Genomic DNA, 22,328 nt, shown 5'->3' on the forward strand with positions numbered 1-22,328 from the left:
GGCCGGCGCGCTCAGGACGGGCGGCTGACCGCCAGCGGGAGCTTCATGCCGGACAGCCCGCGCGGCCGGCGCACCAGGGCTCGTGCGACCCGCCGCAGCTCCTGCGCCGCCGGGTCCTCGGGGGAGGACACCACCAGCGGCACGCCGCCGTCGGCGCCCTCGCGCAGGGCGGGGGCCAGCGGCACCTGACCCAGCACGGGCACGTCCTTCTCCACGGCCGCCGAGAGCGTGGCCGCCACCCGCTCGCCGCCGCCGGTGCCGAAGACGTCCATGCGGGTGCCGTCGGGCAGCAGCAGGCCGGCCATGTTCTCCACCACGCCGGCGATGCGCTGCTCGGTCGACTGGGCGAGGGAGCCCACGCGCTCGGCGACGGAGGACGCCGAGGCCTGCGGGGTGGTGACCACGACCATCTCCGCCTGCGGCAGCAGCTGCGCCACCGAGATGGCGACATCGCCCGTGCCCGGCGGGAGGTCCAGCAGCAGCACGTCCAGGTCGCCCCAGAACACGTCGGAGGCGAACTGCTCGATCGCCCGATGCATCTTCGGGCCGCGCCAGACCACGGCCTGCCCGGGCGGGACGAACATGCCGATGCTCATCACCGACACGCCGTGCGCGGACGGGGGCATGAGCAGATCGCCGACCTTGGTCGGCTTGTCGTCGATGCCGAACATGCCCGGCATCGAGAAGCCGTGGATGTCCGCATCGATCACGCCCACGCGCAGGCCGTCCGCGGCCATCGCCGCAGCCAGGTTCGCGGTGACCGTCGACTTGCCGACCCCGCCCTTCCCGGAGGAGATCGCGAGGATGCGGGTGAGGGACCCGGGCTGGTTGAAGGGGATGGCGCGACGGCCCTGGCGCAGGCGCAGGGTGAGCTCCTTGCGCTGCTCCTCGGACATGGCGGAGGTCTCCACGCGCACGGAGGTCAGCCCCGGGACGGTCGCGGCGGCCTCGGCGGTCTGCTGCTCGATCCGGTCGCGCATGGGGCAGGCCTCGATGGTGACCAGCACATGGACGAGGGCGGCGCCCTCGTCGTCGACGCTCACGTCCCCGACCATGCCCAGCTCGGTGATGGGCCGATGGATCTCGGGGTCCATCACCCCGTCGAGGGCTTCGAGGATGCGGGCGACGCGCGGGTCGTCGGAGCGGCCGGCGGGCCGGTCCTCGGACGGGGCGGCGGGCGGGGTGTCGGTCACGGGCGGGGTCCCTCCTCGGGACGGTGCGGGCGGGGTGCAGGGGCGGCCTCGGGGGCCGGGGACGGGGCGGGCGCGGAGGCGGAGCCCGCCTCGGCGCCCTCCGGCATCGTCACGGCGCCCCCCGAGCGCTCGGCCAGGACGGCGGCGAGCTCCTCGCGGAGGATCGCCCGCAGCCGGGCGTCCGGGACCGGCGAGGGCTGCCGGGCATCGGCCGGCCCGGCGGTGCGCGAGCGCGGTGCGGCGCGGTGCGGGCGGTCCTCGCCCTCGGCGCCGCGCTCCTCGCCCTCGAGCTCCTCGAGCAGGTCGCGCAGCTCTCCGCGCACGAAGTCGCGGGTGGCGACGTCGTTCAGGGCCAGGCGCAGGGAGGCGATCTCGCGGGTGATGAAGTCGGTGGTCGCGTGGTTGCGCTCGTTGGACTGGCGGTCCTGCTCGGCCTGCACGCGGTCGCGGTCGTCCTGGCGGTTCTGGGCGAGCAGCAGCAGGGGCGCGGCGTAGGAGGCCTGCAGCGAGAGGATCAGGGTGAGCAGCGTGAAGTTCAGGGCGCGCGGGTCGAACTGCGCGCTCTCGGGCATGAGGGAGTTCCAGGACAGCCAGATGGCGCAGAACAGCGTCATCCCCACCAGGAAGGCGGGGGTGCCCATGAAGCGGGCGAAGCCCTCCGCGGCCTTGCCGAACGCGTCCCCCCGGAAGGGGTTGCGCAGGGCGCGGCGGCGGGGCGCCGGCGAGTCCAGGGGGCCCGGGGTGCTCTCGGCCATGCTCACCCCTCCCCGTCGGAGCGGCCGATGCCGCGGGCGATCTCGGAGAGGTCGATCTGGCCGGTGGTGGTGGGCACCGGCTCGTCCTGCTCGCGCCAGTCATCGGGCAGCACGTGGTCCAGCACGTCGTCCACGGTCACCGCGCCCAGCAGGCGCCCGTCGTCGTCGACCACGGGGATCGAGACGAGGTTGTAGGTGGCCATCTCGCGGGTCACCGCGGACAGCGGCGCGGCGCCCTCCACGGTGTGCCGGTCCGGGTCGAGGATCTCGCCGACGGGGCGGTCCGGCCGCTCGCGCAGCAGATGCTGGAAGTGCACGATGCCCAGCAGCTTGCCCGTGGGCGTCTCCAGCGGGGAGCGGCACACGTGCACGGTGGAGGCCAGGGCGGCCGGCAGCTCCTCGCGGCTGATCATCGCCAGGCAGTGCGCGACCGGGGTCTCGGGGGCCACGATCAGCGGCTCGGTGGTCATCATGCCGCCGGCGGTGTACTCGTCGTAGGCGAGCAGGCGGCGCACGTCCTCCGCCTCCTCGGGCTCCATGAGGTCCAGCAGCTCCTGGGCCACGGGCTCGGGCAGCTCCTGGACGAGGTCCGCCGCGTCGTCGGGGTCCATGGCGTCCAGGACATCGGCCGCGCGGCGCGCGTCCAGGCCGGTGACGACCTCGACGCGGGTGTCCTCGGGCAGCTCCTCGAGCACATCGGCGAGCCGCTCGTCGGACAGCTCCGCCGCGAGCTCGATGCGGCGCTTGGGGTTCAGCTCCTGAATGATCTCGCCCAGGTCCGCCGGCTTGAGGTCCTGGTAGGACGCCAGCAGCAGGGCGGCGGACTGCTCCGCCTGCGTGCCGAAGAGACCGGCCACGGACCGCCACGGCACCGTCAGGCTCTCCCCGCGCGAGACGAGGCGGCTGAAGGACCCGCCCTTGCGGCGGCGCAGGTGCAGCTTGGTCAGCTCCCAGTCCCGATGCCGGTTCTGCTCCAGGCCCACGTCCTCGACGACGGCCTCTCCCGAGCCGTCCAGCAGGGTCACGCGGCGCTCGAGCAGGTCCCCGATCGCGAGCATCTCCCCGCTGCGCTTCTCGAAGCGGCGCATGTTCAGCAGGCCCGACATGATCACCTGGCCGGCGTCGATCGCCGTCACCCGGGTGGCGGGGAGGAACACGCGCCGTTTGCCCGGCACCTCGACGACGAAGCCGACCACGCGCGCGGCGCCGTGGACCTGGGGCAGGACCACGACGTCGCGCACGGTGCCGACCATGTCGCCGATGGGGTCGAAGACCCGGGTGCCGGCGAGGCGGGCGGCGTAGATGCGCTTCTGGGGGGAGGTCACCCTCCCAGCGTAGTGCCCCCGGCCTCGGCGTCGCCCGTGAGAAGGGACGCCATCCACGCCTCGATCTCGTCGGGGTCCCGGGGCAGCGCGGCGCTGAGGTTCTCGACGCCGTCCTCGGTGACCAGGACGTCGTCCTCGATGCGGACGCCGATGCCGCGCAGCTCCTCGGGGACCTTGCGGTCGGCCGCCTTGAAGTACAGGCCCGGCTCGATGGTGAAGACCATCCCGGGCACGAGCTCGGCGTCGAGGTACATGTCACGGCGGGCCTTCGCGCAGTCGTGCACGTCCATGCCGAGGTGGTGGCTGGTGCCGTGAACCATCCAGCGGCGATGGAACTGGCCCTCGGGGGAGAGGGACTCCGCCGCCGTGCCCGGCAGCAGGCCCCACTGCTCGAGGTGGCCCGCGATGACCTCCATCGCGGTGGCGTGCAGGTCGCGGAAGCGCAGCCCCGGGCGGGCGACGGCGAAGACCGCATCGGCCGCCTCGAGCACGGCCGAGTACACGCGGCGCTGGACGTCGGTGAAGGTGCCGTCCACGGGCAGGGTGCGGGTGATGTCGGCGGTGTAGAGGGAGTCGACCTCGACGCCCGCGTCGATGAGCACGAGCTCGCCCTCGCGCACCGGGCCGTCGTTGCGGATCCAGTGCAGGGTGCAGGCGTGATCGCCGGCGGCCGCGATGGTGTCGTAGCCGACGCCGTTGCCGTCGCCGCGGGCGGTGCGCTGGAACACGCCCTCGATGACGCGCTCGCCGCGGGCATGGGCGACCGCATCGGGGAGGTGGCGGACCACGTCCGTGAACCCGGCGATCGTCGCCGCGACGGCCTTGCGCATCTGCGAGATCTCGTAGGAGTCCTTGACCAGGCGCTGCTCGCTGGCGACCTCGGCGAGCCGGTCGAACTCGCCGGTCTCCTCCTCGCCGCCGGGCAGACCGTTCTGGGCCCGGATCTCCTGGACCATCTCCTCGACGCCCTGGTCCACCCCGGGCATCACCACCAGGGAGAGCTGGTCGCCGACGTCCTTGGCGAGGTGGTCGCGCAGGGTGTCGATGTGCCGGCAGGAGATGCCCAGGCGCTGCTCCGTCTCCTCCAGGGTGGGGCGCCGCCCCACCCACAGCTCGCCGTAGCGGGCATCGGCGTAGAACTCCGTGGTGTCGAAGCCGGCGCGGGGGCGGAAGAAGTAGGTCGCCTCGCCGCGCTCGGGATCATCGGCCGAGGGCTCCACGACCAGGACGCTGTCGGGCTCCTCATCGGTGCCCAGGCCGCTGTAGTAGGCGAAGGCCGTGTCCGGGCGGAAGGGATAGTCGGTGTCGTTCGAGCGCACCTTGAACACGCCCGCCGGCAGCACCATGCGGGTGCCGGGGACCGCCCGGACCAGCGCGTCATGGCGCGCCGGCGTGTGATCGGCGACCTCGCGGCGCTGCGTGTCGGGGACGGTCTCGTCCCAGTCCGCGGCGATGAAGGCGCGGAACGCCTCGTTGGTGGGGCGCTGGGAGCGGGAGTCGCCGCGGGCGGCGAGCTCCTCGGGGCTCGGACCGGAGTTCTGTGCGGTGGGCTGGCTGCTGTCCTCGTTCATCACCGTCCGATCGTCTCACGTCGGGATACTGTGGGATCCATGGGTGATGAGCACACGACCGGGCAGGGACGCCCGCAGACGCCCCGCATCGATCTGCACACCCACTCCACGTACTCCGACGGGACCTCCAGCGTCCTCGAGCTCGCGCAGGACGCCGCGGCGGCGGGGCTGGACGTCATCGCCCTGACCGACCACGACTCGACCGCCGGCTGGGAGGACGCGCGGCGCGCCGCGCGCGAGACCGGGGTGACCATCGTCCCCGGCATCGAGGTCTCCGCCGAGCATCATCGGCTCAGCGTCCACGTCCTCGCGCTCCTGGTCGACCCGTCCGCGGGGACGGCCCTGGACATCGAGCTGCGCCGTGCCCGCGACTCCCGCTCCCGCCGGGCCCGGGTGATGGTCGAGCGGATCGGGGCGGACCACCCGATCCGCTGGGAGGACGTCCTCGAGCAGGTGGCGGGGGAGGAGACCACCGTCGGGCGCCCCCATATCGCCGACGCCCTCGTCTCGCGCGGCATCGTCGCCGATCGCAGCGCCGCGTTCACCGAGCTGCTGGCGCCCTCGAGCCCGTACTACGTGCCCTACTACGCCCCCGCCCCGGCCGATGCCGTGCGCGCCATCGTCGCCGCCGGCGGAGTGGCCGTGGCCGCGCATCCGGCCTCGGGCATGCGCGAGGGCGCGGTGCCGGTGGACCTGCTGGACTCGATGGTGGAGGCGGGGCTGTCGGCGGTCGAGGTCGACCATCGCGAGCACGACGAGGTCGAGCGTGACCGACTTCGCGCCTATGCGCGCTTCCGCGGGCTGCTGACCACCGGCGGCAGCGACTACCATGGCGCGGGCAAGCCCAACCGGCTGGGAGAGAACCTCACCGCGCCGGATGTGCTCCGCGCACTCCTGGCCCGCGCCACCAGCGAAACCGAGGTCTTCCGTCCGTGATTCCGGTCGATATCCGCTTCCTCGCGGAAGTGTTCGTCACGCTCTTCGTCATCGTCGACCCGCCGGGGACCATCCCCATCTTCATGGCGCTGACCGGGTCGATGACCGCGAAGCAGCGCTCGCGGGCCGCTCTCGTCGCGGTCGGGGTGGCGGTGCTGATCATCTCCCTGTTCGCCGTGTTCGGGCAGTTCATCCTCGGGTACATGCACATCTCGCTGCCGGCGCTCCAGTTCTCCGGCGGGGTGCTGCTGTTCTTCATCGCCCTCCAGCTGCTGCTGGGCAAGGAGAGCGAGATGTCCGCCTCCGAGGGCGTGAACGTCGCCCTGGTGCCGCTGGGCACCCCGCTGCTGGGCGGTCCCGGCGCGATCGTGGCGATGATGCTGTTCGTCCAGCAGACCGGCGGCCAGGCCACCCGCGTGAGCGCGATCGTCCTCGCGATGCTGGGCATCGCCGCGATGATGTACGTCTTCATGCGCTTCTCCGGCGTGATCGCCAAGGTGCTCGGCAAGGGCGGGGTCACCCTGGTCACCCGCATCTCCGGAGTGCTGCTCGCCGCGATCTCGACGCAGATGATCTTCGACGCGATCCGGGCCTTCCTCGAGTCCTGGGGCATCCTCCCCGCCTGAGCGGACCCCGCCGCCGACGCAGCACAGGATCGCCCGCGCAGTACAGGATCGCCGACGCAGCACAGGAGGCCGGCGCCCCGGATCCGCAGGGGATCCAGGGCACCGGCCTCCGGTGATCGGGCGGCGCCGCGCAGGGTGCTCCGCGGCGCCGCCGATGCTGTCAGCTCTCGGAGGACCCGCCCTCGGCCGCGGCGGACTCGGAGGAGCCGCTGCGCCCGCGGCCGCCGCGCGAGCGACGTCGACGGGTGCTGCCGCCGGAGCGCTTCTCGCCGGAGCTCTCCGGCCCCGAGCCCTCGCCGCCCTGGGCGTCCACGACCTCGCCGTGCACCCGACGGGTGCGGGTGCGCTGACGGCTGCGGCGGGGACGCTCCTCGCGGCCGCCCGCGGCCGATGCCTCCGGCGCCTCCGCGGGCTCGCCGGAGCCGCGCCCCGGACGCTCGCCCCCGCGGTTCCCGCGACCGCCGCGCTCGCCGTCCCGGCCTCCGCGGCCGCTGCGCTCGCCGCGTCCACCGCGCTCGCCGCCCCGGCCGCCGCGCCCGCGGGCGCCGTCGCGGCCCCCGCGGCTCTCGCGACCGCCGGAGTCGGGACCGCCGAGGTCCTCGATCTCCTCGGCCTCGAGGCCCTCGCGGGTGCGCAGCTCCTTCGGCAGCGTGCCCTTGGTGCCCTCGGGGATGTCGAGGTCGGCGTACAGGTGCGGGGAGGTCGAGTAGGTCTCGACCGCCTCGGTGGACTCCAGGCCCAGCTGGCGCGCGATGAGCGACCAGCGCGCCAGATCCTCCCAGTCCACGAAGGTGACAGCGGTGCCCTTCTTGCCCGCGCGGCCGGTGCGGCCGGTGCGGTGCAGGTAGGTCTTGTCGTCGTCCGGGCAGTTCCAGTTGATGACGTGGGTGACGTCGGTGACGTCGATGCCGCGGGCGGCGACGTCGGTCGCGATGAGCACGTCGACCTTGCCGTGGCGGAAGGCGCGCAGCGCCTGCTCACGGGCGCCCTGGCCGAGGTCGCCGTGCAGCGGCGCGGCGGCGAAGCCGCGGCCCTGCAGGTCGCCGGCCACCCGGTCCGCCTCCCGCTTGGTGCGCATGAACACGATGGTCAGGCCGCGCCCGCGGGCCTGCAGGATGCGGGCGAGCACCTCGATCTTGTCCAGCTGGTGCGCGCGGTAGACCACCTGCGTGATGTCGGCCTTGGTGCGGGCCTCGTCGCCGGGGTCGTGGGCGCGGATGTGCGTGGGCTGGGACATGAACCGCCGGGCCAGGGCCATGATCGGGCCGGGCATGGTGGCGGAGAACAGCATCGTCTGGCGGGCCGTGGGCACGGCGCTGAGCAGCTTCTCGATGTCCTCGAGGAAGCCCAGGTCGAGCATCTCGTCGGCCTCGTCGAGCACGGCGGTGCGCACCTGCGAGAGGTCCAGGTACTTCTGGCGCATGAGGTCGATCAGGCGCCCCGGGGTGCCCACGACGATCTCGACGCCCTTCTCGAGGGCCTCGATCTGCGGCTCGTAGGCGCGGCCGCCGTACACGGTGAGGATCCGCACCGGGCGGGTCAGCGAGGCGTCCTGGAGATCCTGGGCGACCTGCACGGCCAGCTCGCGCGTGGGCAGGACCACCAGGCCCTGCGGCTTGCCGACCGGCCGGTCCTGGGGATTGTCCTCGCCGGGGGCCACGACGCTCTGCAGCATCGGGATGCCGAAGCCGAGCGTCTTGCCCGTCCCGGTCTTGGCCTGCCCGATGATGTCCCGGCCGCGCAGCGCGACCGGGAGGGTCATCGCCTGGATCGGGAACGGGGTGACGATGCCCTTCTTCGCGAGGGACTCGATGATGTCGGCCCGGACGTCGAAGTCCGCGAAGGTGGGGGCCGGGGTGCCGGAGCTCAGCTCGACGGCGGGGGAGGCCGACTCGGCCTCAGGGGTGTGCGGGGTGGTGTCAGGCACAGTTCATCTCTCTGATAAGGGTCTGCGCCACACATCGTATCCCCCGGGGCCGAGCAGGGCTCGGACCCGGGGGCCAGGATCACGCCGCCGGCGTGCCCCGCGGCGTCGGCAGGCGCCGACGCCGCAGGAGTCAGCCGAGGAAGCCGACGCGACGGGGCTCGTCGGCGGAGACCTCCACATAGGCGACCTTCGGGCCCGGCACGAGCAGCGTGCGGCCCTTCGCATCGCGCAGCGTGACGGCGGTGCCCTCGGACATGGCGTCGGAGAGGGCGCTCAGCGTCTGCTCGATCGGCTCGTCGGATTCGAGGACGAGCTCGCGCGCGGAATGCTGGATGCCGATGCGGATCTCCATGATGGGCGGACCTCCAGATGGTGGTGACAGGTACCCCGTGGTTCGTCGGGTACCCCGCGAGTCTAGCCCGCCGCGGGCGCAGGGGCCGCCGCTGCGGGGCGCGTTCGCGCAGGGTGGAACGCGAGGGGGCGGGCGGGCGCGGCGCCGCGCGGGAGGCTCAGGCCTCGTCGGGGCTCTCGTCCGGGCTCTCGTCGGCGCTCTCGTCCTGCGGGGCGAAGCCGGTCAGGCCCGAGGTGATCATGCGGGCGACGATCGCGACGACCTCGTCCTCGCGCTCCGGGCCCCCGTCGGGGCCGATCAGCCGGGCGCAGTTCTGGGCGATCGCGATCAGGGAGCGGCCCAGGATGACGGCCTCGGAGGGCTCCATCCTGCGGTACTCCAGGAGCACGCCGGCCAGGCGCTGGGCCATCGCGTCCAGCAGCTCGGCGACGCGCTCGGCGGCGGCGGGGGAGACCATCTCCTCGCCGAGGAACAGGCGCAGGGGCGTGCCGGCCGTGGTCAGCCGGTGGAAGGCCCGCAGCCCGGTCTCGGCCCGCTCGAGCGGGGAGCCGGTGTGCTCGCGCAGGGCGTCGATGGCGGCGTGGACGACGTCCGCCCGGGCCTCGAGCACCGCGATGTAGAGGGCCTCCTTCGAGGCGAAGTGCTGATACACGACGGGCTTGGTGGCGCCCGCGGTGCGGGCGATCTCGTCCATCGAGGTCCCCTGGAACCCGTTCGCGGAGAACTGCTCGGTGGCGATCGCGAGCAGCTGCGCCCGGCGTTCGTGCTTCGGCAGTCGGCGGGTGGTCATGCTCCTAGTCTAGGTGGGGCCGGTCGTGAGATGTCCCCGTCCTGCGGTTTGATGGACGCATGGGACGAGGAGCGGATTCGCGGGCCGAGCGCCGGGTGCAGCTGCTGGACCCCGACCTGTCCCACCTGCCGCGTCCGCTGGAGCCGGGCCAGGCCGACCCGGTCCAGGCCGAGGCCCTCGGGATCCTCCGCTCCGGCGGCTCCGCGGCCGTGCACGGCGCTCCCGGCAGCGGCCGCACCGCCCTCGCCCTCAGCGCGGCGCTCGAGGCCGGGGAGCGCGCGGCGTCCACCCGGGCGGACGCCCCGCCGGTGCTGCTGCTCTCGCCGCGCCGGGGCACCGCGGCGCCCCTGCGCGATGCGGTGGCGCTGGCCGGAGCGGCCGGCCGCGTCCGTGTCTCGACCCCCGCGGCGCTCGCCTTCTCCCTGGTGCGGGCCGATGCGCTCTCCCGCGGGCGCGGGGAGCCGAGCCTGGTCACCGGTGCCGAGCAGGACGCGCTCCTCGGCGAGCTGATCGCCGTCCACGAGCCGTGGCACCTCGAGCTGGATGCGGCCACGCGCGCTCTGCCGGGGTTCCGCACCGAGCTGCGCGAGCTGATCACCCGGGCCGGCGAGCTGGGACTGGGACCGTCCGAGCTGGAGGACCTGGGCGTGCGCCGGGACCGCCCTGCCTGGCGCGACGCGGCGGCGCTGCTGCGGGCCTACCGCGAGGTGCTGTCGCTGGAGGCGGCGATGGCGCTGGACGCCGGGCCGCGGCTGGACTCCGGGGACATCGTCCGCAGCGCGGCGCAGATCCTGCACGAGGCGCCGGCCTCGGCGCTGGTGGTCGACGACGCGCAGGACCTCACGGCGGCGGGCGTCGCCCTCGTCCGCCGGCTCCACGAGCTCGGCGTGCCCGTCCTGGCCACCGCCTGCCCGGATCTCGCCGTGGACACCTTCCGCGGGTCCGTGCCCGATGCCGCCTCCCGCCTCGGGCTCGAGCAGGCGCTCGTGCTCACGGCGCGGCGCCGGGGACCGCGCTCCGCCCTCCGCGCCGCCGATGACCTGCGCGCGCGGCTCCCGCTCGCCGGGGCACCGGTCGAGCTGCGCCGCCGAGCCGTCCTCGCGGGACGCGGCGCCGACGGCATCGAGGCGGCCGCCGGGACGGGGATCGAGGACCGCTCGGTGTCCGTGCTGCGCGCGGCCGACGCGCTCGAGGAGGCGCGCATGATCGCCGGGGTGCTGCGCGACCTCCACCACGAGGCGGGCACGCCCTACGACGAGATGGCGGTCGTCTGCCGCTCCGGCGGGCTGGTCGACGAGGTCGCCGAACTGCTGCAGCGCCAGGACCTGCCCGTCTCCACCGCCACGCGGCTGCGGCCGCTGCGCGAGGAGAGCGTCGTGATGGACCTGCTGCGCATCGTGGAGGTGGGCGCCTCGGGGCGCCGGGTCGACGGGCGCGAGGCCATGGCGCTGCTGCGCGGGCCCTTCGGCGACGCCGACGCCCTGCGGCTGCGGCGGATCCGCCGCCTGCTGCTGGACGCCCACCGCGCCCGGGCCGATGCTCCTCCGGCGGGCCCCGCCGACGGGGCCCCGGACGAGGGCGCGGGCGATCCGGTCGCCAGCATCGACCTCCTCGCCGACGCGGTCATGGGGGAGGACGTGCCCGGCCTGCCGGCCCCCGATGCCCGGGACCGCGCCGCCGCCCCGGTGCACCGGCTGCGCCGGATGATCGCCGCGGTCCGGGCGCTGGGCCCCGAGGCGGCGGCGACCGACGCCCTCTGGGCGGCCTGGTCCGCCGCCGGGGTCGCCGAGGGCTGGCGCACCGCGGCCCTCGGGGCGGACGGCGACGCCGACGAGGCCCGGTCGCGCCTGACCGCCCACCGTCTGGACGCCGTGACGGCCCTGTTCGCCGCGGTGGACCGCTTCACCGACCGCCGGCCCCAGGCGGACGCCCTCGTCTTCCTCGACCACGTGCGCGACCAGGCGATCGCGGAGGACACCCTCGCCCCCCGGGCCGAGCCGCGCGGGCGCGTCGCGGTGCTCACCCCGGCGCAGCTGGTCGGCCACGAGCGGGACGTGGTCGTCCTGGCGCGGGTGCAGGAGGGCACCTGGCCCAACACCCGGCTGCGCTCGACGCTGCTGGGCGCCTCCGAGCTCGCCCTCGAGATCGGCCGCGAGGAGCGGCTCGAGCCCGCGGCCCTGCGCGCCCTCCAGCGCGAGATCGTCATCGCCGACGAGATCCGCCTGGCCGTCGCCGCCCTCACCCGCGCCCGCGAGAAGGTGCTGGTCACCGCGATCGACGGCGGGGACTCCTCGGCGTCCCCGCTGGTGGACGCCATCGAGCGGGCTGCCGGCCCCGGCTGGGCGGACCCGGAGCGCCTGGCCGCCGATCCCGGGCCGGCCCCGGACGCCCGCCGCCTGGTCGCGGCCCTGCGCGGCGACCTCCTGGGCGAGGACCCGGCCGCTGCGCAGCGCGCCGCCGCGCTGCTGGCCCGGCTCGCCGAGCACCGGGTCGACGGCGTCGACCCGGGACGGTGGTACCACCAGGCGCCCAGCACGCAGGAGGCCCTCGTCGACCCGGGGGCACCGCTGCTGCTGAGCCCCTCGGCCCTGGAGAGGGCCGCCGACTGCCCGCGGGCATGGCTGCTCGAACGCTCCGGCGGCACCCCCGAGGCCGGCCCCGCCCAGGCCATCGGCACCGGCGTGCACGCGCTGGCGCAGCAGCACCCGGCCGGGGTGCCGGAGGAGGACGTCCCGGACCTGCTCGCCCGGCTGCACCGGATGCTCGCCCCGATGCGCCTGGAGGAGACCTGGTCGGGACGGCGGCGCCTGCGGCAGGCCGACGACGCCGTGGCCACCCTGCGCTCCTACCTCGCCGCCGCCGGGGAGCCCCTGGCCACCGAGGCGCCGTTCACCGTCCGCCTGGGCGACGTGGTGCTGCGCGGCGCCATCGACCGCATCGAGGGGACGCCGCGGGCCGCCCGCGTGGTCGACCTCAAGACCGGCCGCCAGGCGAAGACCGCCGCCAAGGCCGAGCAGGACCTGCAGCTGGCCGCCTACCAGGCGGCCCTGCGCGACGGCGCCCTCGACGAGACGCTCGGCGGCCGCCCGCAGGTGGCCGGGGCGTCGCTGGTCTACATCGGGACCCCCTCGGCGAAGCCGGCCGTGCGCGACCAGCGCGCCCTGTCCGAGGCGGAGGACCCGGCCTGGTTCGACGAGACCGTCGCCGCGGTCTCCGCCGAGCTGCGCGGAGCGCGGGTGCAGGCGCGCCGCTGCAGCCACTGCAACCGGTGCACCGTGCGCCGCAGCTGCCCGCTGTGGCCGGAAGGAGCCGAGCTGTGAGCGCGTCGATCCGTCTGGGGGCCCGGGAGCTCGCCGCGATGATGGAGCTGCCCGCGCCCACGGAGGAGCAGCAGGCCGTCATCGAGGCGCCGCTCGCGCCGATGCTCGTGGTGGCCGGGGCCGGCAGCGGCAAGACGGAGACGATGGCCTCGCGGGTGGTGTGGCTGATCGCCAACGGACTGGTCCAGCCCCGCCAGGTGCTGGGGCTGACCTTCACCCGCAAGGCCGCCCATGAGCTGTCCGAACGGATCGGGCGGCGCCTGGCCGCGCTCGCCGCCGCGCTCGAGGCCGAGGGGCTGCCGCTGCCGCCGGGACTGGTGCGGGGCCAGGACGAGCTGGTGGGACAGCGCCCGCTGGTGCACACCTACAACGGCTTCGCGCTGGACCAGGTGACCGAGCATGCCCTCGCCGCCGGGCTCACGCCCGACTTCACGATGATGTCGCCCTCGGCCTCCTTCCAGCTCGCCCACGAGATCGTCGAGGGCTGGGACGACTCCCTGGACCTGGACGCCTCGCCGGCCTCGATCACCGCGGCGCTGGTCTCCCTCACCAGCTCCCTCGCCGACCACCTGGTGGACCCGGCCGCGCTCGGGGCGGAGCTCGAGGAGATCCGGGAGCACCTGGCGCAGATCCCCCTGCAGGTCGAGGGCCGGCGCCGCACCACCCCGAAAGCGGTCGCCTCGGCCATCGCCGCCCTGGACGCCCGCCGCGCGCTGGTCCCGCTGCTGGAGCGCTTCGCGCAGATCCGCCACGCGCAGGGCGCCCTGGACTTCGCCGACCAGGTGACCCTTGCCGCGCGGATCGCCCGCACCGTCCCGGCGGCCGGCCGCCTGGCGCGCGATCTGCACCGCGTCGTGCTGCTGGACGAGTTCCAGGACACCTCGGTGGCCCAGCTGGAGATGCTCTCCGGGCTGTTCGGGCCCGGGCACCCGGCGTGCGCCGTCGGCGACCCCCAGCAGGCGATCTACGGCTGGCGCGGAGCATCGGCCGCCTCCCTGTCCGGCTTCGCCCAGGCCTTCTCCGCGGCCGATGCCCCCGTCCTGCAGCGCACCCTGTCGACCTCCTGGCGCAACGACCAGGCGCCCCTGGCCGTCGCCAACCGGATCGCGGCACCCCTGCGGGAGAGCTCGGCCGGCATCGACATCCCCGAGCTGCAGGCGCGGCCCGGCGCGGGGGAGGGCGCCGTCGAGGTGCACGAGGCGGCCGACGAGCGCGCCGAGGCGCGGGCCATCGCCGCCTGGATCCTGGACCGACGCGCCGAGCACCGGGAGGAGGAGCCCCCGACCGCGGCGGTGCTGGTGCGCGCCCGCCGCCAGATCCCCGTGCTGGCCGAGGAGCTCGAGGCCGCGGGGCTCCGCGTGGAGATCGTGGGCCTGGGCGGGCTGCTGCATCGGCCCGAGGTCGCGGACGTGCGCGCCCTGCTCGAATGCGTCCACGACCCCGGTCGCGGCGACTCCCTGATGCGCTTGCTGGCCGGGCCGCGCTTCCGGCTGGGCGCCCGCGACCTCGCGGTGCTGGGCCGATGGCGCGACCACCAGGGAGCGCGCCGCCGCACCGAGCTCGCCCGCCGCGACGACGCCGATGCCGTGGGCCTGGTCGACGCGGTCGACGACCTCCCGCCGCAGGGATGGACCGACCCCGACGGCCGCGCCCTCAGCCCCGCGGCCCGTGCCCGCCTCGAGGACCTCCAGGAGCTGCTGCGCGCGCTGCGGCGGCGCGTGTCCGTCCCGCTGCCGGACCTCGTCACCGCGGCGGTGCGCGCGCTCGGCATCGACCTCGAGCAGATGGCCACCGGGCGGTCGCTCGCCGATCTGGAGGCGTTCCGCGGCTACGCCGTCCAGTTCGAGCGCAGCGCCCGCCATCCGGGCCTGGGCCCCTTCCTGGCCCTGCTGGACATCAGCGAGGACAAGGAGGCGGGCCTGGCCGTCACCGCGGCCGAGGTCGAGCCGGACCCGGAGGCCGTCACCCTGATCACCATGCACTCGGCCAAGGGCCTGGAATGGGACCTGGTGGCCGTCGCGGGACTGGTCGAGGGCACCGTCCCCTCCTACGACCTGCGCCGCGCGCGGACGGGGGAGGACGGCCGGGTCCGCGTCGCCGACAGCGGCTGGCTGGGGAAGCTGGCCGATGCCGCCGTGCCCTCCTCCCTGCGCGGGGACGCCGAGATCCTGCCGCAGCTGCGCTGGGCCGAGGCCGACACGCAGGTCGACGCCGAGGCGATCATCCAGGAGTACTTCGAGGACGAGGGAGAGGCCTCCCTGGGCGAGGACCGGCGCCTGATGTACGTCGCCGTCACCCGCGCCCGCAGCCGCTTGCTGCTGACCTCCGCGGCCTGGCGCACGGGCCTGTCCCGCCCGCGGCCGCGCTCGCGCTACCTCGGCGAGATCCTCCCGCAGGTCCCTGCGGCGTTCCGGCGCGCCGAGGAGGTCCCCGAGGCCAACCCCCTGGAGGCGATCGCCACCGTCGCGCCGTGGCCGCCCGAGCCCGGCGAGGCCGAGCACCGCCGCGACCGCGCGGCCGCGCTGCTCGCGCGGGCCCGGGCCGGGGAGCTGCCGGAGGTCCCGCCGGAGGATCCCCTGGCCGAGGCCACCCGGCGGGTGCTCGAGGACCTCGCCGCGCGCCGCGAGCGCACCGCCGTGCACTCCCCGGTGAGGCTGTCGGCCAGCCAGGTGGTCCAGCGCGCCCAGGATCCCGATGCCGCGGCTCTGGACCTGCTGCGCCCGGTGCCGAGGCCGCCGGCGGCCTCCGCCCGGCGCGGCACCGCCTTCCACGCCTGGCTCGAGGGGCGCTTCGCGGGCGGCACCCTGCTGGACCTCGAGGATCTGGTGGACCTGGGTGAGGCCGCCGAGGACGAGGCCGCCGGGCCGGACGACCTGGCCGCGCTGCGGGAGGCCTTCGAGTCCTCCGCCTGGGCCGGACGCACGCCCATCGCCGTCGAGCACCCCGTGACCACCCGGATCGGCTCGCTCAGCGTGCGCGGCGTGATCGACGCCGTCTACCCCGAGGAGACCGAGGAGGGGCCGGGCGCGGTGATCGTGGACTGGAAGACGGGCGCCGTGCCGCCGGCCTCGCGGCGGCGGGCGCGGGCGCTGCAGCTGTCCGTGTACCGCCTGGCCTGGCACGAGGCCACCGGCATGCCGCTGTCACGGATCCGCACGGCCTTCCACTACGTGGCGGCGCGACGCACCCTGTGGGTCACCGAGCACCCCGGGCGGGAGGAGCTGCGGGACATGCTGGACCCGGGCGGGTCGTCGAGGACCGGTCAGGACTCCAGGTCGTCGTAGGTCCGCTCGGCCTCGTCGCGGGCGAGCTGGGCCAGGTCGGCCTCGAGGTCGGCGAGCATGCCGCGGGCGTCCGAGACGATGTCCTCGTCCCCGGAGTCCAGCCCGTGCAGGAGCCAGTCCGCCACGGCGAACTCGCCCACCGCCTGCGCCCGCTCGAGCAGTCGCGGATGCGGGCTCGAGGGAAGATGCTCGCAGTAGGCGGCGTAGAGCCGGTCGAAGACCTCCGCGTCCAGCGCCGCGACCAGCCAGGCGAGATCCGCGGCCGGGTCGCCGATGCGGGCCGAGGCCCAGCCCTGGACGGCCGAGATGCGGCCCTCGTGCACGAACAGGCACTCCTCGGAGAGGTCCGCATGGGTGAACACGGGGGAGAAGTCCCACAGCTCGTCATCGCCCAGCAGACGCTCCCAGCGCTGGGAGACGGCCGCGGGAAGGTGCTCCGCCTCGCGCACGCGCGCCACCTGGGAGCGGTGCATCTCCCGCAGCGCGGCGGCGGTGAAGGACTCCGCGCCCGTCGCCTCGGCGGCGTAGCCCGGAAGGGTATGGATGCGGGCGATCGTCGCCCCGAGGGAGACGGCGACGGAGGGATCCTCCGTCACCTGGTCGAACATCAGCGGGCGGCCCCGAGGCGCCTCGGTGACGGCCGCGCGGCCGCCCCCGGGCAGCGTCACGAAGCCGAGCACGGCCGGCACCAGGTCGCGCACATCGGTCCCGGAGAGGGAATCGGCCACACGCACGGACTTCTCGAGCTCCGCCCCGGCGGCGGTGGTGGCGGGGCAGGAGACGACCACGCGACGGCCGTCCTCCCCGGTGATGCCCGCGACCTCGAGATCCTCGGCAGGCGTGGCGATGGAGACCGTCGTCACGGGCACCATGCCGGGGACTGCTGCTGCCGCCACGGCGGCGAGGGCGTAAGGATTGCGTCGCACCCCGTCACCGTACCGTCACCGGTCCTGTGCGCCGCGTAGGCTTGCCGTCATGGTGACGATGCGTGGACCCCAGCTGATGACGCCCCTGACCGCCATCGGCCCGGATCGGGACGCGATCGGGCGCCTCGCCGAGGGGGTCCTGGACCCCGGGGAGGACGTCCGCTACCTGGTCACCCGTGCCGGGACCGTGAGCCTGGCCGAGGGGGAGGAGGGCGCCCTGGTGCTGGCCCTGGAGACCTCCGATCCCCGGCGCGGGCTGCGCACGCCCCTGGTGTACCTCGGGCGCCGGGACGGGCTGCGGATCATCGCCGCCGAGGATCCCGAGCCGGGGCCCGAGCTCGACGACCCGGGCCGTGACCTGCGGGACATCCGGCAGGTCGCCCCGCGGCTGGATCCCGCCACCGCGAGCTTCGCCCTCGCCGCGAGCGCCATGGGGACCTGGCACCGCACCCACCGCCACTGCCCGCAGTGCGGGGCGCTGCTGGAGCCGGCCGTCGCCGGATGGGTGCTGCGCTGCACCGAGGACGGCAGCGAGCACTTCCCCCGCACCGACGCCGCGGTGATCATGGCCGTGCGCGACGGCTCGGACCGCCTGCTGCTGGCCCGCAACGCCGGATTCCGCGGCCGCTTCCATTCCGTGCTCGCCGGCTTCGTCGAGCCCGGGGAGACGCTCGAGAACGCCGTGGTGCGCGAGGTGTTCGAGGAGGTCTCCTGCGCGGTCCAGGAGCTCGAGTACGTCGGGTCGCAGCCGTGGCCCTTCCCGCGCTCGCTGATGGTCGGCTACCGCGCCTGGGTGGAGGACCCCGAGTCCCTCGCCCTGACCGACGGCGAGCTCGCCGAGGCGCGCTGGTTCCGCCGCGAGGAGCTCGCCGCCGCGCTCGCCGCCGGCGAGGTCGAGATCCCGGCGGGATCCTCCATCGGCCGGGCCCTCATCGAGGACTGGTACGGGGCGCCGATCCCGACCGACGGGGAGTGAGCCGGCCCTCCCTCCGCGCGCCGGACGGGCGCCGGTCCCCGTCCCGGGCCGCCCGCGGGCCCCGCCCGCCGCTGCTCCCGAGGCCTCCGCGCGTCCACAGCGGTGCGCCGTGCGTCCGCCGTCGCTGGCACACTGGATCGCGATGAGCGAGACCAGCACGAGCAGCAGCGTCCCCACCGCCGAGGCGATCCTCGAGGGCCTGGACCCCGAGCAGCGCGAGGTGGCGCGCAGCTTCGGCGGGCCCCTGTGCGTGCTGGCCGGCGCCGGCACCGGCAAGACCCGGGCCATCACCCATCGGATCGCCTACGGGGTGGCGACCGGGCAGCTGAACCCGCGCCATGTGCTCGCCGTGACCTTCACCGCCAAGGCCGCCGCGGAGATGCGCTCGCGCCTTCGCGACCTGGGCGTCCCCGCCGTGCAGGCCCGCACCTTCCACGCCGCCGCCCTGCGACAGCTGCGCCACTTCTGGCCTCGGGTCGTGGGAGGGGCCATGCCGGACATCATGGCCAACAAGTTCCCGGGCGTCGCGGAGGCCTGCAGCCGCCTGCACATGAGCGTGGACCGGGCGGCGCTGCGCGACATCGTCTCCGAGGTCGAATGGTCGCGGGTGTCCATGCTCACCCCGGAGAGCTATCCCGAGGCGGCCGAGCGCACCCGCCGCCCCGGCGTCGCCGGGTTCGGGGCGCGCTCCATCTCGCGCATCCTCGTGCAGTACGAGGAGGTCAAGAAGGAGCGCGGCGTCCTCGACTTCGAGGACGTGCTGCTGCACATGGTGGGCTTCCTCAGCGAGCGCGCCGATGTCGCCCGCGAGGTCCGCTCCCAGTACCGGCACTTCGTCGTGGACGAGTACCAGGACGTCTCCACCCTCCAGCACGCGCTGCTGCGCCTGTGGCTGGGCACCGGCACCGACGTGTGCGTGGTCGGGGACGCCGCCCAGACCATCTACACCTTCGCCGGGGCCAAGGCGTCCTTCCTGCTGGACTTCGGGCGCGAGTTCCGGGGCGCCCGGACCATCCGGCTCGAGCGCAACTACCGCTCGACCCCGCAGGTGGTGCGGGTGGCCAACGCGGTGCTCGACGGCGCCCGCGGCCGCACCCGCGACCACCGCCTCACGCTCGTCTCCCAGCGGGAGGCCGGACCGCCGCCGGTGATCGAGTCCTACGCCGACGACGTGGCCGAGGCCGAGGGCGTCGCCGAGCGGATCGCGGCCCGCATCGCCGAGGGGCATCCCGCGCGCGAGGCCGCCGTGCTGTTCCGCACCAACGGCCAGTCCGAGGCGGTGGAGCAGGCCCTGACCGCTCGGGGGATCGGCTACCTGGTGCGCGGCGGGGACCGCTTCTTCGAGCGGCAGGAGGTGCGGCGCGCCGTGATGGCGCTGCGCGCCGCGGCCCGGCTCGAGGCGGAGGATCCCGCCCGCATGGTCCGGGACGTGCTCGGCCAGCAGGGGTGGGCCCCCGAGCCGCCCGCGGCCTCCGGTGCGGTGCGGGAGCGCTGGGACTCCCTGCACGCCCTGGTGGGCCTGGCCGACACGGTCCTGGCCCGCCCCGGGGCGGACCTGCCCGCGCTCGTGCGGGAGCTGGACGAGCGCGCCGAGGCGCAGAGCGCCCCCGAGGTCGACGGCGTCACGCTGGCCTCCGTCCACGCCGCCAAGGGCCTGGAATGGCCGGCGGTGTGGCTGATCGGCGCGAGCGACGGGCTGATGCCGATCTCGATGGCGAGCACCGCCGCGGAGATCGAGGAGGAGCGACGGCTGATGTACGTCGCGCTCACCCGCGCGCGGGACCTGCTGACGATCTCCTGGGCGGCCGCGCGGACGCCCGGGGCGCGCGGCTCGCGCAAGCCGTCGCGCTTCCTGGACGGGCTGTCCGACCTGCCGGGGCCGACGGGCTCCGCGGGCGGAGGCGCCGGGGCCCGCCGCACGGGCCGGCGCACGGCCACCGTCCACGCCGACTGCCGCGTGTGCGGCGCCGGGCTCGGCACCCCCCACGAGAAGCGCATCGGCCGGCACGACACCTGCCCGCCCAGCCATGACGAGGCGCTCGTGGACGAGCTGCGCACCTGGCGGCGCCGGGCTGCGAAGGCGCTGCGGGTGCCCCCGCACTCCGTGCTGACCGACGCGACGCTCGAGGCGATCGCGGAGCGGGACCCGCGCGATGCCGGCGAGCTGGTGCGGATCCCCGGCGCCGGGGGTGTCGCCAGCGAGCGCCACGGGTCCGAGATCCTCGCGATCCTGGAACGAAACCGCAGGTAGAAAAAAGATTGTCGGGTCGGGCGGGAGCATGTAGAGTTGCTCTCGTTCATCGTCCGCATCGTGGTCCGGGAAACCGGGGCGCGCAGCAAGAAAGGAGGTGTCGCTGTGATCGACAACAATCTCGAGGCCGCAACAGGTCTCTCCAGCGACACCCTCGGCGCGAAGCTCCGCGCTGATCTGCTGACGCGCCACCGGGGCATTGCGCCCCTCGGGTGCACCCACTGATGTGATCTGAGGCCCTCGGCCTCAGCCGGAGTGGGTGGCACCGCAGCCGACCCCTCCACCATGACGACTTTGAAGCAGCGAGACGATGACGAACGTCCTCACCCATACCTCTGCACCCGTTTCCGTCTTCGACGGCCTGCCCTGCCAGCGCCGCGATTCCGCGGACCTGTACTTCTCCGAGAAGCCTGCCGAGCTCGAGCAGGCCAAGCGGCTGTGCGCCGACTGCCCGCTGCGCCAGGAGTGCCTCCAGGGCGCCGTCCAGCGCGCTGAGCCCTGGGGCGTCTGGGGCGGAGAGATCTTCGCCGACGGCCGCGTGATCGCCGTCAAGCGCGGTCGTGGCCGTCCCCGCAAGAACGCGGCGGCATGAGCAGGCGCGGCCCGTCCGAGCACAGAAGGGGCGGGGCACCGATGGTGCCCCGCCCCTTCCCGCTGTCGTGCGTCGACCAGGCCGCGTGATGAGGCCTGATCTCCTGGGCACGGTCCTCCGCCGCCGGCTCGTTCCTCACCGTCGGCTCCGGGCCGAGCCCTCGTCGATCAGGCCTTGCCGAGGATGCGGTTGAGCTTCGTGCCGCACTCGGGGCACACGGCCTTGGCCATGCGCCGACCGTTCGAGACGACCACGTCGCCCTCGGCCTCGCGCTTCTCGCGGCACTTCACGCAGTAGAACTCCCCTGCGTACTTCTCGTCAGCCATGCATATCTCCTTCAAACGGCTCACGCGGGCTGCGCGGCTGCACAGCCTGCTCCGAGCGGGGTCGGCCCACTCTAACGGGGCGCAGGTCAAAGCCACGAATCAGGGAGAGGGCGGGTCCGGGGCCCGTCGCACGCTTCGGGATCTGAGGTGCTCCGCGGGGAGCGGGGAAGTGCGTGCGACGGACCACGACCGTCGATACCGGCCCGCCGCACGGGCGGGGGTCTGGGTGAGGCCCCGGGGGCGCTCAGCACCACGCGCACCTTCCCCGTGTGCGATCTGCTAGTTATCCCGGGGCCTCACTTCCCAGCGAACCTAGTGCCTGGAGGGGATGCTGGTCAAAGGCCTGGCCCGCCGCCGCTGTGGACAAGCGGTCGAATGCTGTGGAAAGACCGGGGACGCTGGTGGGCACGCGTGTGGATGACGGGGGCGCTGCACGGCGAGAGGCGCTGTGACGTGCAGTGACAGGGTGCACAGCTGTGGACGACCGACAGCGCCGACTTTTTTCTGCGAGGCTTCCCCCATGCCCCGCACCACGAGCCGTACGACCGTCGCCGAGCAGACCGGGCCCCGCGGCGAGCGCGTCCTGGTGCGTCGCTCGGCGCGGCGCACCCGCAGCATCTCGATCACCCGGCGCGACGGCGACCTGGTGGTGGCGATGCCCGCGTCCTTCGGGGCGCGCGAGGAGCGCGAGTGGGTGACCCGCATGATCGAGCAGCTCTCCCGCAAGGAGGCGGTGCGCGCTCCCCGGGACCGCAGCGACCGCGATCTGATGCGGCTGGCCCGCCGTCTGTCCGAGGAGCACTTCTCCGGGCAGGCGAGACCGCTCTCGGTGACCTGGTCGTCCCGGCAGAACCGGCGCTGGGGCTCGTGCACCCCCTCCGAGCGGACGATCCGGCTCTCGCATCGCCTGCAGGGCATGCCCACCTGGGTCCTCGAGGCGGTGCTCGTCCACGAGCTCGCGCACCTGTTCGTCCCCGGTCACGGCCCCGCCTTCCAGGAGCTCGTGAACCGCTACCCCCGCACCGAGCGTGCCCGCGGCTTCCTCGAGGGCGTCGCCCACGCGCAGGACTGGAAGCTCGACCTCGAGGGCGACGAGGGCGACGAGGGCGGTGAGGGCGACGTGGGCGAGGAAGGCGACCTGCCCGGAGCGCCGCGGGCGGGCTCCGATCGGAGCTGAG

General features: G+C 74.7%; 18 protein-coding genes. 9 read left to right on the plus strand and 9 right to left on the minus strand.

Annotated features, from left to right (window positions below; translation table 11 throughout):
- Positions 1 to 11 precede the first annotated feature (11 nt).
- The 4 genes from ABD234_RS06185 to ABD234_RS06200 are packed head-to-tail and all read right to left on the minus strand — an operon-like array spanning position 12 to position 4,844.
- A complete protein-coding gene (locus tag ABD234_RS06185; protein ID WP_084148524.1) occupies positions 12 to 1,193 on the minus strand; it encodes a P-loop NTPase in 1,182 nt (393 codons plus the stop codon).
- Entirely contained in the window at positions 1,190 to 1,948 is a 759-nt protein-coding gene (locus ABD234_RS06190; RefSeq protein ID WP_084148523.1) for a DUF1003 domain-containing protein, read from the minus strand. Before ABD234_RS06190 ends, ABD234_RS06185 begins: the two co-directional genes overlap by 4 nt.
- Before the next feature lie 2 nt (positions 1,949 to 1,950).
- Positions 1,951 to 3,273 (minus strand): magnesium transporter MgtE N-terminal domain-containing protein, encoded by a 1,323-nt coding sequence (locus tag ABD234_RS06195; protein ID WP_038373061.1) that lies wholly within the window; start codon positions 3,271 to 3,273, stop codon positions 1,951 to 1,953.
- Entirely contained in the window at positions 3,270 to 4,844 is a 1,575-nt protein-coding gene (locus tag ABD234_RS06200) for an aminopeptidase P family protein (protein WP_051486915.1), read from the minus strand. The genes ABD234_RS06195 and ABD234_RS06200 overlap by 4 nt, the downstream gene beginning before the upstream one ends.
- A gap of 39 nt (positions 4,845 to 4,883) precedes the next feature.
- Here ABD234_RS06200 and ABD234_RS06205 point away from each other — a divergent pair, with 39 nt between their 5' ends.
- Both ABD234_RS06205 and ABD234_RS06210 read left to right on the plus strand, forming a co-directional pair.
- The gene (locus ABD234_RS06205; RefSeq protein ID WP_051486914.1) at positions 4,884 to 5,780 is read left to right on the plus strand and encodes a PHP domain-containing protein; all 897 of its coding nucleotides are present in this window, start codon (positions 4,884 to 4,886) and stop codon (positions 5,778 to 5,780) included.
- Entirely contained in the window at positions 5,777 to 6,406 is a 630-nt protein-coding gene (locus ABD234_RS06210; RefSeq protein WP_084148522.1) for a MarC family protein, read from the plus strand. Before ABD234_RS06205 ends, ABD234_RS06210 begins: the two co-directional genes overlap by 4 nt.
- A gap of 160 nt (positions 6,407 to 6,566) precedes the next feature.
- On the opposite strand, the gene ABD234_RS06215 is transcribed toward ABD234_RS06210, so the two are convergent.
- The 3 genes from ABD234_RS06215 to ABD234_RS06225 form a co-directional block, all read right to left on the minus strand.
- The gene (locus ABD234_RS06215) at positions 6,567 to 8,333 is read right to left on the minus strand and encodes a DEAD/DEAH box helicase (RefSeq protein ID WP_038373060.1); all 1,767 of its coding nucleotides are present in this window, start codon (positions 8,331 to 8,333) and stop codon (positions 6,567 to 6,569) included.
- Between the two features lie 130 nt (positions 8,334 to 8,463).
- A complete protein-coding gene (locus ABD234_RS06220) occupies positions 8,464 to 8,685 on the minus strand; it encodes a DUF3107 domain-containing protein (protein WP_038373059.1) in 222 nt (73 codons plus the stop codon).
- Between the two features lie 157 nt (positions 8,686 to 8,842).
- Positions 8,843 to 9,475: a TetR/AcrR family transcriptional regulator gene (locus ABD234_RS06225; protein WP_038373058.1), complete on the minus strand. Its 633-nt coding sequence runs from the start codon at positions 9,473 to 9,475 to the stop codon at positions 8,843 to 8,845.
- 59 nt (positions 9,476 to 9,534) lie between these two features.
- Here ABD234_RS06225 and ABD234_RS06230 point away from each other — a divergent pair, with 59 nt between their 5' ends.
- Both ABD234_RS06230 and ABD234_RS06235 read left to right on the plus strand, forming a co-directional pair.
- A complete protein-coding gene (locus ABD234_RS06230) occupies positions 9,535 to 12,795 on the plus strand; it encodes a PD-(D/E)XK nuclease family protein (RefSeq protein WP_344354618.1) in 3,261 nt (1,086 codons plus the stop codon).
- Positions 12,792 to 16,079: an ATP-dependent helicase gene (locus ABD234_RS06235; protein ID WP_344354620.1), complete on the plus strand. Its 3,288-nt coding sequence runs from the start codon at positions 12,792 to 12,794 to the stop codon at positions 16,077 to 16,079. The genes ABD234_RS06230 and ABD234_RS06235 overlap by 4 nt, the downstream gene beginning before the upstream one ends.
- Here ABD234_RS06235 and ABD234_RS06240 read toward each other — a convergent pair.
- The gene (locus ABD234_RS06240) at positions 16,058 to 17,005 is read right to left on the minus strand and encodes a phosphotransferase (protein WP_038373054.1); all 948 of its coding nucleotides are present in this window, start codon (positions 17,003 to 17,005) and stop codon (positions 16,058 to 16,060) included. The two genes, ABD234_RS06235 and ABD234_RS06240, sit on opposite strands and share 22 nt — an antisense overlap.
- Before the next feature lie 49 nt (positions 17,006 to 17,054).
- Here ABD234_RS06240 and nudC point away from each other — a divergent pair, with 49 nt between their 5' ends.
- From nudC to ABD234_RS06260, 4 genes are all read left to right on the plus strand, one after another.
- Positions 17,055 to 17,981, plus strand: a complete 927-nt coding sequence (nudC, locus tag ABD234_RS06245; protein ID WP_038373053.1) for an NAD(+) diphosphatase — start codon at positions 17,055 to 17,057, stop codon at positions 17,979 to 17,981.
- Between the two features lie 142 nt (positions 17,982 to 18,123).
- Positions 18,124 to 20,232, plus strand: coding sequence for an ATP-dependent DNA helicase UvrD2 (locus ABD234_RS06250; RefSeq protein ID WP_038373052.1), 2,109 nt, complete (start codon positions 18,124 to 18,126; stop codon positions 20,230 to 20,232).
- Positions 20,233 to 20,268: 36 nt separating this feature from the next.
- Positions 20,269 to 20,457, plus strand: a complete 189-nt coding sequence (locus ABD234_RS06255; RefSeq protein ID WP_156954143.1) for a hypothetical protein — start codon at positions 20,269 to 20,271, stop codon at positions 20,455 to 20,457.
- Positions 20,458 to 20,542: 85 nt separating this feature from the next.
- Positions 20,543 to 20,824: a WhiB family transcriptional regulator gene (locus ABD234_RS06260; protein WP_038373051.1), complete on the plus strand. Its 282-nt coding sequence runs from the start codon at positions 20,543 to 20,545 to the stop codon at positions 20,822 to 20,824.
- 167 nt (positions 20,825 to 20,991) lie between these two features.
- Here ABD234_RS06260 and ABD234_RS06265 read toward each other — a convergent pair whose 3' ends face one another.
- Positions 20,992 to 21,150, minus strand: a complete 159-nt coding sequence (locus tag ABD234_RS06265; protein WP_198025429.1) for a DUF5679 domain-containing protein — start codon at positions 21,148 to 21,150, stop codon at positions 20,992 to 20,994.
- A 520-nt stretch (positions 21,151 to 21,670) separates the two neighbouring features.
- On the opposite strand from ABD234_RS06265, the gene ABD234_RS06270 reads away from it, so the two are divergent.
- A complete protein-coding gene (locus tag ABD234_RS06270; protein ID WP_198025428.1) occupies positions 21,671 to 22,327 on the plus strand; it encodes a M48 family metallopeptidase in 657 nt (218 codons plus the stop codon).
- The last annotated feature ends 1 nt before the right edge of the window (position 22,328 follow it).

The sequence above is a fragment of the Brachybacterium phenoliresistens genome (assembly GCF_039530785.1).
Classification (GTDB): Bacteria; Actinomycetota; Actinomycetes; order Actinomycetales; family Dermabacteraceae; genus Brachybacterium; species Brachybacterium phenoliresistens.